The 13309-nt window shown below is 67.9% G+C and carries 10 protein-coding genes; 4 read left to right on the top strand and 6 right to left on the bottom strand.

The features are described from left to right. Positions 1-11: 11 nt before the first annotated feature. The 4 genes from DI526_RS04805 to DI526_RS04790 all read left to right on the top strand — a co-directional run bounded on the left by DI526_RS04805 (position 12) and on the right by DI526_RS04790 (position 4083). Complete coding sequence (locus DI526_RS04805; protein ID WP_304274746.1) at positions 12-518, top strand: VOC family protein; 507 nt, start codon at positions 12-14, stop codon at positions 516-518. 74 nt (positions 519-592) lie between these two features. Beyond that, positions 593-2071, top strand: a complete 1479-nt coding sequence (locus DI526_RS04800; RefSeq protein WP_304274744.1) for an NAD-dependent succinate-semialdehyde dehydrogenase — start codon at positions 593-595, stop codon at positions 2069-2071. 91 nt (positions 2072-2162) lie between these two features. Continuing rightward, a complete protein-coding gene (locus DI526_RS04795; protein WP_304274741.1) occupies positions 2163-3329 on the top strand; it encodes an FAD-dependent monooxygenase in 1167 nt (388 codons plus the stop codon). A 37-nt stretch (positions 3330-3366) separates the two neighbouring features. Next, entirely contained in the window at positions 3367-4083 is a 717-nt protein-coding gene (locus DI526_RS04790) for an SDR family oxidoreductase (RefSeq protein WP_304274738.1), read from the top strand. Positions 4084-4086: 3 nt separating this feature from the next. On the opposite strand, the gene DI526_RS04785 is transcribed toward DI526_RS04790, so the two are convergent. From DI526_RS04785 to DI526_RS04760, 6 genes are all read right to left on the bottom strand, one after another. Next, entirely contained in the window at positions 4087-4890 is an 804-nt protein-coding gene (locus DI526_RS04785; protein ID WP_304274736.1) for an alpha/beta fold hydrolase, read from the bottom strand. A 14-nt stretch (positions 4891-4904) separates the two neighbouring features. Beyond that, complete coding sequence (locus tag DI526_RS04780; RefSeq protein ID WP_304274733.1) at positions 4905-6005, bottom strand: DUF3089 domain-containing protein; 1101 nt, start codon at positions 6003-6005, stop codon at positions 4905-4907. A gap of 89 nt (positions 6006-6094) precedes the next feature. Then, positions 6095-8305, bottom strand: a complete 2211-nt coding sequence (locus DI526_RS04775; protein ID WP_304274730.1) for a beta-glucosidase — start codon at positions 8303-8305, stop codon at positions 6095-6097. A gap of 22 nt (positions 8306-8327) precedes the next feature. Beyond that, positions 8328-9296, bottom strand: coding sequence for an alpha/beta hydrolase (locus tag DI526_RS04770; protein WP_304274727.1), 969 nt, complete (start codon positions 9294-9296; stop codon positions 8328-8330). Next, a complete protein-coding gene (locus DI526_RS04765) occupies positions 9293-10849 on the bottom strand; it encodes a carboxylesterase/lipase family protein (protein ID WP_304274724.1) in 1557 nt (518 codons plus the stop codon). Before DI526_RS04765 ends, DI526_RS04770 begins: the two co-directional genes overlap by 4 nt. Before the next feature lie 116 nt (positions 10850-10965). After that, positions 10966-13296 carry a TonB-dependent receptor gene (locus tag DI526_RS04760; protein ID WP_304274723.1) on the bottom strand — a complete coding sequence of 777 codons (2331 nt, stop codon included), beginning with the start codon at positions 13294-13296 and terminating at the stop codon, positions 10966-10968. Positions 13297-13309: the final 13 nt, after the last annotated feature.

Genomic DNA, 13309 nt, shown 5'->3' with positions numbered 1-13309 from the left:
CGGATGCAGCCATGACCCCAGCCTGTTCGGCCCTGATCAGGGCCACGCTGTTCGTTCGCGATCTTGAGCGCTCCACGGCCTTCTACGGCGCGCTGGGGCTGACCACGGTCTATTACGAAGGCCTGCTGGAGGATCCCTCCGCCAGCGCGTTGATCGGCTTTGATCTGCATTGGCCCTATCCGGTCCGCATCCTGAAGGCCGACGGCTCGAACTTCGGCATGGTCGGCCTGTTCCAGCTGGATTCCCGGCACGAGGCCGAGGTGATACCCGCCGCGAGCGGCGCCGCGCGGATCGGCGAGGCAGCGTTGATCTTCTACACCGCCGGCCTGGACGACACCGTCTCCCGGCTGACGGCCGCCGGAGCGACCTGGGTTGGCCCAAAGCACGTCTTCCGCCTTCCCCACCGCGCCCAGGTCGAGATCAGTCTTCGCGACCCGGACGGCGTGATCGTCAATCTGATCGAGCGCGATCCGGCCGATCAGAACCTGACCAGCGAGCCGCTATCCGCTCAGCGGTGAAGCCGCGCGCGCGTTCGCTCCGCGCCCGTCACGACCGGTAACGGTTCGCCTCCAACGACGAGGGAGCCGCCGCCATGACCGTGTTCAATCCGCTGAACCTGGCCGACCCCGACCTTCTGCGCCAGCAGGCGCTTGTCGGCGGCCAATGGATCGACGCCGCGGACGGCAGGACTCTGGCGGTGACCAACCCCTCGACGGGCGCGGCCATCGGCCATGTCCCGAACCTTGGGGTCGAGGAAACCCGCGCGGCCATCGCCGCGGCCCAATCAGCCTTCGCCCGGTGGCGCAAGACCACGGCCGGCGAGCGGTCGGCGATCCTGCGCCGGTTGTTTGACCTTATGCTGGCCAATGTCGACGACCTGGCGCGCATCATGACCGCCGAGCAGGGAAAGCCGCTGGTCGAGAGCCAGGGCGAGATCCGCTACGCCGCCAGCTACATCGAGTGGTTCGCCGAGGAGGCCAAGCGCGCCTACGGCGACATCATTCCGGAGAACCGGGCCGAACGTCGCATCCTGGTCCGCAAGGAGCCGGTCGGTGTCTTCGCGGCCATCACGCCCTGGAACTTCCCGGCGGCGATGATCACCCGCAAGGCGGGCGCCGGCTGGGCCGCGGGCTGCGCCGGCGTGATCCGTCCGGCCAGCAAGACGCCCTTCTCGGCCCTGGCCATCGGCGTCCTGGCCCAGCGAGCCGGTCTGCCGCCGGGCGTCTGCAACGTCATCACCGGGGCGGCGGGTCCGATCGGCGGCGAGCTGACCAGCAACCCGACCGTCCGCAAACTCAGCTTCACCGGCTCGACCGAGGTCGGCGCGACCCTGCTGGCCCAGTGCGCCCCGACCATCAAGAAGACCTCGATGGAGCTGGGCGGCAACGCGCCCTTCATCGTCTTCGACGACGCCGATCCCGAGGCCGCCGCGCGCGGCGCTCTGGTGGCCAAGTTCCGCAACAGCGGCCAGACCTGCGTCTGCGCCAATCGCCTGCTGGTCCAGGCGGGCATCCACGACGCCTTTGTCGAGGCGCTGAACCGAGCCGTCGACAGCTTGAAGGTCGGCGACGGCCTGGAGCCCGGCGTCACCATCGGCCCGCTCGTCGACCAGAGCGCCTTCGCCAAGGTCGACGAATACGTCCATGACGCCATCGCCCGCGGCGCCAAGGTCGCGCGCGGCGGCGGGCCGGCGCCGAACGGCGGCCTCTTCTACCAACCGACCGTGCTGGTCGACACGCCGGTCGACGCTCTTTGCTTCCGCGAGGAAATCTTCGGTCCGGTCGCGCCGATCTTCCGGTTCGAGACCGAGGCCGAGGCGATCCGCCTCGCCAACGACACGCCGTTCGGCCTGGCCGCCTATCTCTACACTCAGAACCTCTCGCGCGCCTTCCGGGTCAGCGAGGCGCTGGAATACGGCATGGTCGGCGTCAACGAGGGCCTGATCTCCACCGAGGTCGCGCCGTTCGGTGGCGTGAAGGCCTCGGGCCTCGGCCGCGAAGGCTCCAAGTACGGCATGGACGACTACATGGAGCTGAAATACGTCGGGATCGGCCTCGAGCTATCCGCTTAGCGGCGAGCTTGATCTGGGCCTTTGCCGGTTCGCCGGGCGCGTTCTACAGGCGAAGGCTCGATACTCTTCGAAGTCCGCCTGGAGGCCGCGCGTGAATCCCAAGCCCAGCATCGTGATCATCGGCGGCGGCATCGGCGGCCTGTCGGCGGGGGTCGGCCTCGCGCGAGCCGGCTACAGCGTCGACATCTTCGAGGCCGCGCCGGCCTGGGCCGATATCGGCGCGGGCGTGACCCTTGCGCCGAACGCCATGAAGGGCTTCCAATTCCTGGGCTTGGGCGACGCCGTGGCCAAGGCGGGCGTCGAGCCCAAGGCCCAGACGATCCGCCACTGGCAGGACAACCGGCTGCTGTTCCAGTTCGAACGCGGCGACGAAGCCCGCCAGAAATACGGCGCGCCCTATGTCTACATCCACCGGGCGGACCTCCACACGATCCTGGTGAAGGCGGCGCAGGACGCCGGCGCGCGCCTGCACATCGGTCGCCGCGTCGAGCGTGTCGGGCCGGTCGAAGGCGGCGCCGAGCTGGTCTTGGAGGACGGCGAGACCTTCCGCGCCGACCTGCTGATCGGCGCCGACGGCGTGAAGTCCGTCGTGCGCAAGCTGTTCGAGGAAGCCAAGCCGCACTTCACCGGCCACGTCTGCTACCGGGCGCTGATCCCGGTGACGCCAACGGTCGAAGACCTGGCCAAGAACCCCGGCATGCACATCGGCCCCAGTCGCATGATGGTGCGCTACCCGGTCCGCAATTCCGAGATCCTTAACCTGGTCTTCTTCATCCGTCAGGCGGGCTGGGAGGACGACGGCTGGACGATCCCCGCCACCAAGGCCGAGCTGTCGGCGGCGTTCGAGGGCTGGTGTCCCGACATCCACACGATGATCGCCCAGATCGACGAAAGCCGCCTCTACAAGTGGGCGATCAACGCCCGCAAGCCGCTGCCGACCTGGCGCGTGGGCGATCACATCACCCTGCTGGGCGACGCCGCCCACGCCATGACGCCGTTCCTGGGCCAAGGCGCCGCCGCCGGCATCGAGGACGCCGTGGTCCTGGTGCGGGCGCTGGACGCGTCCTCGAGCCTCGATGAAGCCCTCACCCGCTATGAGAAGGCCCGCCACGAGCGCGCCAGCTTCATCCAGCTGGAATCGAACGCCAACGCCGACCGCATGCAGGGCCAGGAGACCGACACCTTCGGTCTCGGCGGCCTGAAGAACGAAGAGACGCTGGGTCTGTTCGACTACGACGCGGCCACCGTCGAAATCTGATCCTCGCGCCCTTCGCGCCGCCCATGGAGCCTCAAGCATGACCGAGACTGTCCTTGTAAGCGGCGCCAATCGCGGCATCGGGCTGGAGCATGTGCGCCAGGCGCTCGCCGCGGGCCAGTCCGTGATCGCCGCCTGCCGCGCGCCGGACCAGGCTATCGCCCTAGCCGAATTGCATGAGCGCTATCCCGCAAGGCTTAGGATCGAGCGGCTCGACACGGGCGAGGCCGGGTCCATCGCCGCGCTGGCGTCGCGCCTCGACGGCGTCGCCATCGACATCCTGATCAACAATGCCGGCCTGTATGGCGGCGGCTGGGAGGACAGCGCCGCGCGGCAGACGCTGGACGGCATGGACTACGACCAGTGGGAAGAGATTTTGCGAGTCAACGTCCTCGGCGTCTTCCGGCTGACGGCCGCTCTGTTGCCGAACCTGATGCTCGGCGAACGGAAGCTGGTGGTGATGATGTCCTCGGACCTTGGCTCGATCGCCAGCAACACCCAGGGCCAATCCCACGCCTATCGCACCAGCAAGGCGGCGCTGAACATGCTGACCAAGGGTCTGTCGATCGATCTGCGCGAGCGCGGCGTCACGGTGATGTCCATGGCGCCGGGCTGGACGCAGACCGATATTGGCGGCGCGAACGCGACCTGGCCCGTCGACGAGAGCGTCCGCCGCCAGCGCGCCGTGATCGCCGAGATGACCTCGGCGCACAGCGGCCAGTTTCTGAACCTGAACGGCGAGCCGGTTCCCTGGTGAGGCCTAGGCGGCCTGCAGGAACTCGCTGACCACCCGCGCCCATTCCTCGGGATAGGCGTCGACCACGTCGACACCGCCGCCCGGCAGTTCCACGAAGGCGAAGTCCGGCCGCAGTTCGCGGGCCCGCAAGGCCGCGTCGTAGATGACATCATCCGGGTTGGTCAGAATCAGCGTCGGATGCGTGACCTGCTTCATGGCTTCGGCGTGGTCATAGTGGAAGGCCGCGTTGTGCCCCCACCACATCTCGCCATAGCCGATGAACTTCTCGGCCACGATGCGGGTCAGCACGGCCGGATCGGGATTGGGACCGTGCAGTCGCCAGCGCACCTCGAAGGTGTGAGACAGGTGACTGCCGTCCTGGTGATGGACCATGTCCTTCTCCTCGGCTGTCACCGTGTCGCGCAGGTGCTGGAGCTCGGCTTCGGTGAACGGCGACGGCCCGTTCAGGATCAGTCGGGTCACGCGGTCGGGCCAGCGCAGCGCCACCTCGGTCACCACCTGGGCGCCGGTGTGATGGCCGGCGAACGCGGCGCGCGCGACGCCAAGATGGTCGAGCACCACGGGGAACACCGCTGCGTAATCCGCGATCGTCGGGACGCCGGGCGTCGGGTCGGAATTGCCAAAGCCAGGATGATCGACGGCGATCACTCTCAAGCCCTTGGCGGCGAGCACCGGGACGAGGAGATCGAACTGGCGCGCCGACTGCGGCGACTGGTGGCTCAGGACGATCGGCGTCCCCTCGCCGCCCGTATCGTGGAAGTGCACCTGGCCAAACGGCCCGTCGGCATAGCCGCGACGCGCGATCATGGAGAACTCCGAAACTATTGATGGACGGCCAGCGCCGCCTTGGCCCGCAGAGCGGCGTTGGCGCGCACGTCGGCGTAGAACAGGCCCAGGTCGTGGTAGTGCATGCTGCCGCCGGGCAGCGGCTGCAGGTCCAGCGACGGGTCGGGCGTGACGACCAGGAAGCCCCGATCGCAGCGGGCGGCGACCTTGCCCTTCTCAAGGGGCCGCATCGGCGAAGCGTCGGGCGTTCCCGGAACAGCGCCCAGGCTCTGGCCGGCGTCGGCGGAGGGCTTGTCGGCGTCGAAGGTCATAGGGTTCACGCACAGGGTGGTCTTGCCGGCGACATCGCCGTGGAGGGCGACGAACCGACGCTCCGAGGCCTTGGCGACGGCGTCGAGATCCGTTGTCGGCAGCACGGAATTCCACTGCACGAGGCAGTGCAGCTGGTCGGGCTTCCGGCAGATTGGCACGGTCTTGTAGGTCAGCGGAAAATCACCCTCGGCTAGGTTGAAGCCGATCGCGTAGGCGGCGACCATTTTGGCCTGCAGCGCCTTGCCGTCGATGCGGCGCTGGACCAGCCGCGCGACGTGCGAACCGCCCTGGCTATGGCCGACCAGGATGAACGGCCGCCCATGGTTCTCGTGGGCGATATAGTAATCGAAGGCGCGTTCGACGTCCCCATAGGCCAGGTCGAAGGCCTTGCCGCCCTCGCCGTCCATCTTCATCAGCGCCAGGGTCGAGGCCTGCCGGTAGCGCGGCGCGAACAGGCGGCAGCAGCCGTCGAAGATGCTGGCCTGGCGCGCCGTGGCGCTGCCGTCGGTCCAGGCGTTCAGAGTGGCGTCGGCCGGATCGCCGTTCCACTTGTCGGCGCTGCGCAGGGTCGTGGGATGGACGTAGAAGACGTCCACACGCTGGTCCTTGACCGAGACCGTCGCGCCCGGGGCTGGAACCGCGCCGACGCCCTTGCCCGCGAAGGCGGCCCAGGAGGCGGGCTTGGTATAGTCGAGGGCTGGCGGCGGCGTCTGGCTGGCGAAATCCGCCACCTGCCGCCCAACGGCCGGCGAGGCCATCAGCACCAGCCCGGCGAGCAGGCCGAGCCTCCAGAAAATCCGTCGGAAAGGCCCGCGCACAGCCATGGTGTCCCCGCTCAGCTTAGCGCCGACAGGGACACCATCCGGCGCGAACAATCAAACCTCGCGACGCCGATGACCACTGGTCGGACAGATCACGGCTTCAGGCTGAGCGCCCGCACCTTCGCCACGCCCTTCAACGACAGGTCCGCGGAGGACGCCCCGACCGCGACGGCATAGTCGCCGGACGCCACCTTCCAGGCCTTGGCGACGGGATCGAAGCTCGCCAGCAGCCGAGCATCGGTCGTCATCGTCACGCGGCGGGTCTCGCCCGGCGCCAGGGCCACGCGCTCGAAGCCGATCAGCCGTTGACCCGCCTTGCCGGCCCGATCCGTCAGATAGACCTGCGGCGTATCCTTGCCCGCGCGCGCGCCGGTGTTGGTCACGTCGAAGCTGACCGTCAGGGTTTCGCCGCCGACGACCTTCAGATTGGCGTAGGCGAAGCGGGTGTAGGACAGGCCGTGGCCGAACGGAAACAGCGGCTTGTCGCCCGTCGCGGCGAAGCGGCGGTAGCCGACGTCGGAGCCCTCGGAATAGACGACGTCGAAGCGCTCCTTCGGCCCCAGGCTCCGCCCTGGCGTGGCCGCGCGCGGATACTGGTCGATCGAGGCCGGGAAGGTCACCGGCAGACGGCCCGCCGCATCGACCTCGCCAAACAGCACATCGGCGATGGCCTCGCCGCCATCGGCGCCGGCGTACCAGGCCTCCAGCACGGCGCCGACTGCGTTGAGCCACGGCATGGCCACGGGGCCGCCGGTCTGCAGGACCACCACGGTCTTGGGATTTGCCGCTGCGACCGCGGCGATCAGGGCGTCCTGGCCATTGGGAAGCGACAGGTCCGGCGCGTCCTCGCCCTCGCCCATCCACTGATTGGCGAAGACCACGACGACATCGGCGGCCTTGGCGGCGGCCGCCGCCGAAGCGAGATAGCGACCATCGTCGAAGGTCACCTTGCCCGTCCCGCCCAGCTTGCGGATCGCGGCCAGCGGGGTCGAGCCGATCGGACCGGCCGAGTGGAACTGCATGGACCGCCAGGCGGCCATCATCCCCTCGCCGCCCAGGGCGATCTTCGCGCCTTTGTGGCCAGGCGGGACCACTTGCGAAGAGCCGCCCCCTGAAAGCACGCCCTGGTCGGCATAGCCGCCGATCACGGCGATGGTCTTGGCGTTCTTGACCAGCGGCAGCAGACCGCCTTCGTTCTTGAGCAGCACAATCCCGTCGCGCGCCACCTTGCCGGCGATCCTGGCGTTGGCGGCGTAGTCGATCTCGCGCTTGACCGGAGGATCGTCGAACAGGCCGACGGCGAACATCGAGCGCAGGATGCGACGCGTGGCGTCCGACACGCGCGCGGCGGGGACCTCGCCCCTCTCGACAGCGGCCTTGAGCGGCGCGCCGAACCAGGTGGTTCCATCCAGCTGCTCGCCCGACTGCTGGTCCAGGCCCTTGAGGATATAGTCCGTGCCGTGGACCGCGCCCCAGTCCGACATCACCCAGCCCTTGTAGCGCCAGTCGCGCTTGAGCACGTCGTTCAGCAGGTGCGGGTTCCCACAGCTATAGTCGCCGTTGACCAGGTTATAGGCGCACATGACCGAGCCGGGCTGGCCCTTTTCAGCCGCGATCTGGAAGGCCAGCAGGTCGCTTTCACGATGCGCGCCCTCCTCGATCACCGAATTGGCCATCGTCCGCCCCGTCTCCTGGCCGTTCAGCGAGAAGTGCTTCAGCGTGGAAATGACCTTGCGGCTCTGGATACCTCGGATCGCTTCGCCAGCCATGACGCCGGCCAGCAAGGGATCCTCGCCGAGATATTCGAAGTTGCGACCGTTGCGGGGGTCGCGCGCCAGATTGGCGCCGCCGGCCAGCAGCACGTTGAAGCCCTTGTCCCGCGCCTCGCCGCCGATCATCGCGCCACCCTCGAAGGCCAGCTTGGGATCGAAGGTCGAGGCTATGGCCAAGCCGGACGGCAGAGCGGTCGCGCCATCGCCGGGCCGCACGTCGCCAGGATTGGCGACGCCCAGACTGGCGTCCGTCTCCTGCAAGGCAGGTATGCCCAGACGCGCCAGACCGGGGATGAAGCCGGCCGAGCCGAGAGCCCCTTCGGGCAGCTTCACCTTGCCCCAGGCGATCGCCATCGGCCCATGCAACAGGCCGATCCGCTCATCCAGCGTCAGCTCCTTGTCCAGCAAGGCCGCCCGTTCATCAGGCGACAGCTTCGGGTTCATCCAGGACTTGGCGGAAGGCGTCTGGGCGGAAGCGGCGCTGGTGAGCGCAAGCGCGACCAGCACCGCCATGGAGCTCTTGGCGATCATCGGGAACACTCTGAAAGGTACGCTATCGGGATGGCTTCAGGACGCGGTCGAAGAACGCGAATGTGTCTTCCAGGGCGCGTTGGTGGAAAGCGCGGGTGGCTTCCGGCGTGGCCGCCCACCAGCCATGGTTGGCGCCTTCGTAGATCTTCAGCTCGACATCGCCGCCAACCTTGCGCAGGGCGTCGGCCAGGGCAACCGACTGGGTGAATGGCACGGCGAAGTCCTTGTCGCCATGGATCAGCAACATCGGCGGCGGGTTCGGCTTGACGTGGGTGATCGGGCTGGCCGCCTTCACCCGCTCGGGACAGGTGATGATCTTGCAGCCGAGGAAGGCGTTCGTGGTGGCGAACAGCTTGTCGTCATAAGGGATATTCGGCGGCGGGGTCAGGTCGAAGACGCCGTACCAGGAGACCCCGGCCGTGACGCAGTCGTCGCCGCTGCAATCGAGGGCGGCCATGGCCGACAGATGTCCGCCCGAGGAGTCGCCCCAGGTCGCCGACCGCGTCGGATCGATCCCGTACTCTGCGGCGTGCGCCTTCAGCCAGCGGATCGCGGCGTCAACGTCATCGGCCTGGGCCGGCGACGGCGCCTCGCCGCTGAGGCGGTAGTTGACGGCCGCGACGACGTAGCCGCGTGAGGCGAGGTTCGCCAGCACCGCGGGGAAGTCCTTGAAGCCGGCCATCTGGCGAGAGTCGCCCATCGACCAGCCGCCGCCATGGATCTGGACGATCAGCGGACGCTTGCCCGCGCCCGCGGGCGTGTAGAGGTCCAGGGTCAGCGGCCGGAATCCCGGCCGCTGGATGTAGACGAGGTCCTTCCAGACCGTGACGCCGCCCGGCATCTCGAGCTTCGATGGCGGCAGAGGATCGGGACGCACGAAGCTGGTGGAGATTTCGAACGACGGAATCGGGGGCTTGGCCTCGGCGGCCCAGACGAAGGCGGGCGTCAGGGCCAGAACGCCCGCGGCTACGGCGAGGGCTGAACGCATCATTGCGGCGACGTCGCCTCGATCAGGTCCAGGCGTGCCTTCAGGGGGTCGGGGCCGACCTTGGCGCCTTCGGGGGTGATGTCGAGGACGATGTCCTTCGCCGCGTCGTAGGCCGGAAGCGTCGGGGCGCCCGGAGCCGAGGGAACGCCGGTCTTGGCGAAGTTCACCCAATAGGCGTGGGTGACCTTGGCGGCCGCGGCGTCGGCGGGCGTGTAGGCCTGACCGTAGCGCACGTCGGCGGTGTCGAAGACGTACGGAATTTCGGTCGCGTGCGGCGCGCCCCACAAAACCGGCCGCAGGCTCTCGGCGACATAGGAGAAGCGGTAGACATAGGCCTTGCCGCCCTGCCCCGCGATCGTCTTGGCGACCAGGCGCGCTGGTTCGATCATCGCGCGGTCGGCGGCGACCTTCCAGCCATAGACCTTGATGTCGCCTGCGCCGGTCGGATCATACAGCGCCTCGGCCTCCTTCCGGCGGTCGCCGAACGACGCGAAGACCTGATCACGCTGGCCGCCGAAGAAGAAGCCGTCCGCGCTGGTCGCTCCGACCAGCACCGGCACCTTGGCCCATTCGCCGGCGCGATAGGCCACCATGGCTTCGCGCGAGAAGATCTTGCCGTCGAGCATCGGCCCGGCATAGGTCGGGGTGAAGGCCGTCGCCATGTTCAGCCCGTCGGTGACCTGCTCGGCCGACAGCGCCCGCAGGGCGGCCAGCGAGGCGGCGTCGGTCCCCTTCACGCCCGCCTTCTCGGCGAAGGCCAGGCCGGCGGCCTCGCCGGAGCGCTCGCCCGGCGCGCCGGACAGCTTCGGGATCGGGAAGAGGCCAGAGCGTCCCGCGCCCGACTGGATGATCGCCTTCTGGAACAGGCCCTTGGCCATCGGGGTGGTCAGCAGGGTGTGGATGGACATGCCGCCGGCGGACTCGCCGAAGATCGTCACGTTGTCCGGATCGCCTCCAAAGGCGGCCGCGTTCTCGCGCACCCATTTTAGCGCGGCGATCTGGTCCATGTAGGCGTAGTTGCCCAGGAGACCGCCGTCGGCGTTCTCGGCGGTCAGGGCCGGATGGGCGAAGAAGCCAAAACGGCCGACCCGATAGTTGAAGCTGATCATCACCACGCCGTCGCGGGCGAAGCGGTCGCCCGCATAGACCGTCGGCGAGCTGCCGCCGTTCACGAAGCCGCCGCCGTAGATCCAGACCATGACCGGCAGCTTGGTCTTGCCCTTGGCGGCACTCTCGGGCGCCCAGACATTCATATAGAGGCAGTCCTCGGCCGGCTTCACGCCCAGCGGCGCGGCGTCGCCGGGGAACGGCTGCTGCATGCAGTCGGGCCCGTAGTCCTTGGCCGGGCGGGACGACGTCCACGGCGTCGGCGATTGCGGGGCGCGCCAGCGAAGCGGACCGACGGGCGGCTTGGCGAACGGGATGCCCTTGAAGGCGACGACGCCGCCGGCGACCTCGCCGACAACGGGGCCGTCATGGGTCACGACGGTGCGATCGGCGGCCATCACGGGGCCGGCGGTCAACAGCAGGGCGGCGGCGAGCGCGCGGTAGGACATGGGTGTTTCCTGCGAGGAGGCGCGTCCGCCCTTCTGCTCAGGCGGGCGCGCGAGAAGACGGGATCCGATGGTCGCCGCCGAGTGGGCTCTTGGCCCGAGGCTCGGCGGCGAACTTGCTAGCGGCCCCAGACGTACTTCAACCGCACGCCAACGCTGCGTCCGGGCGCGATCCCGGCGATCAGGGCGTTGGGCCGCGCGAAATCAAACGCCACGATGTCGTAGAAGATCGCGGCGTTCGTGAAGTACTTCTCGTCGAACAGGTTGCGGACATAACCTTCGACCATGAGCGGACCCTTGTTGACGCCCGCGCGGACATCGACGGTCGTCTGTTCGTCGGTCTTCACCAGGTTGTCCGCCGTCGCGTACGAGCCCGACTTGTAGTTCAGGTCGGCACGGGCGAACCAGTCGGCGGACCAGGCCGGCAGCATCCCGTAGTACGAGACCCCCAGAGCGCCCTGGTACTTCGACACATTGCCCAGCTCGTTGCCGCGATAGACCGTGTTCGCCGCCTGGCCGGTGATCTGGCCGCAGGTGACGCAGGTGCCTTCGCGGATGTTGGTGTCGTTGATGGCGCCGGCGAAGCTGATGTCGACGTTGCGGGTCGGGCGGAAGTTGCCATCGACCTCGACGCCGTTCAGCAGCACCTTGCCGTTGTTGACCTTGGCGAAGGCGCTGACCAGGTTGGCGCCCTGCTGGTAGAACTGGTTCACTTGGTTGATCTGGTCCGTCCAGACATCGTGATAGACGTCGGCCGCGAGCGACAGCTTGCCGTCCAGGAACGTGCCCTTCACGCCCGCTTCGAAGTTCTCCAGGTGCTCGGGCTTGACCTCGACCTGGAAGCCATAGCGCGAGATGAAATCGGCGCGATTGGCGTCCGTCAGCTGCGACAGCGCCGCGGGGCTGTTGAAGGGACCGGGGTTCACGCCGATCGAATAGGTCGCATAGCCCATGACCTTGTCCGTGAAGTGGTACTGGGCGATCGCGCGGGGCAGGAAGTTGTTATAGGTCTTGGACAGGCCGTTGGCCGTCTGGGTGTCGGCCTGGTAGCGCCCTTCGAGGTTCAGGGTCAGCTTCTGGGTGACGTCATACGTCAGGCCCGCATAGACGCCCTTCGTCTCGGACGTAGCCGCATAGGCCGGCGCGAACGAATTGCTGGTCGAACCGAAGCTCAGCAGCGAACTGGCCGTGGCGCTGTCCACGCGCTGCCAGGCGTAGCTGGCGCCCACCAGCCAGCGGAAGGCCTTCTCCTGGTCGGAGACGATCCGGAATTCCTGGAAGAAGTTGCGATTGCGCTTGGAGACCTCGAACAGCCAGTTGGTCGACTGCGAGTCCTGGTTGTCCAGGTCCTGCAGCTGGCCGAACTCCTGATAGTCGACGCCGGTGATCGACGAGAACGTCAGGTTCAGCGACGGCGAATAGTATTCGGCGTTGAGGCCGCCGTGGTAGGCGTCGCGCTGCAGGCCGAACTCGTCGACGACCTTGATCTGGCCCGAGCCCGGCGCCTTGGCCTGCTGGATGAACGCCTTGACCGAGGGGGTCACCACGTCGTTCGCGTAGAGCTTCACGTCGCTCGCCGAGACCGTGCCGCAGAACCAGCGCCCCGCCGGAAAGACGCAGTTCGACTTCGACGGCGCGATGTAGACCTGCGCCGACGGACCGTCGTGATCGCGACGGTACATGCCGGTGAACTTGACCTTCAGGCTGTCGGTCGGCTGGGCGACCAGGGTCAGGTTCACATTCTGGGTCTTGCGGTCGCCCACCCGCTCGTGGGTTTTCCAGGTCGCGTCGTTGTCATAGGCGCCGTCCTGCGACGAGTAGCGATAGGACACGCGGCCCGTCAGCTTCTCGCCCAGGATCGGTCCTTCCAGCGTGACGCGGCCTTCGGTCTGGGTAGGATCGCCCAGCACGCCGTTCACCGTCAGCATCGGGGTGCTGGCGGGATCCTTGGTGACCAGCGAGATCGCGCCGCCGAAGGTCTGGCGGCCGAAATACGCGGCCTGCGGACCCTTCAGGGTTTCGATGCGCTCTAGGTCGTCGATGCCGTCGACCGCGCCCAGGGCCAGCGGCGCGCCATCGACGAAGGTGGTCGTCGTCGGAATGTCGATATCGGACGGCACGATGCCGCGCAGGATGAATTGCGAGAACGAGCGGTCATTCCGGCCCGAGCCGGTGATCGTGGCGTTCTCGGTCATGCCCGGCGTGTAGCGGGCGATATCGGTCAACGAGGTGGCCCCGATCTGCTCGATCTTCTCGGCGCTCATCGCCGAGATCGCGACCGGCGTCTCGAGCAGCTTTTCCTTGCGGCCGCGGGCCGTGACGACGACTTCGGTGATTTCGCTGGCCTTGTCGGCCGTCTTGTCTTGACCAGCGGCCAGCCCCTCGCTGGCGACGCCCAACGTAAACGCCACGGCGGAAACCCCAGCCAGAAGCGATCCTTTGATACGCATAATTCCATCCCCC

The sequence above is a fragment of the Caulobacter segnis genome, assembly GCF_003243465.1.
In the GTDB taxonomy this organism is placed as follows: Bacteria; Pseudomonadota; Alphaproteobacteria; order Caulobacterales; family Caulobacteraceae; genus Caulobacter; species Caulobacter segnis_A.
Note: the sequence above shows the minus strand (reverse complement) of the source record. Positions and strands in the feature narration are given on the sequence as shown.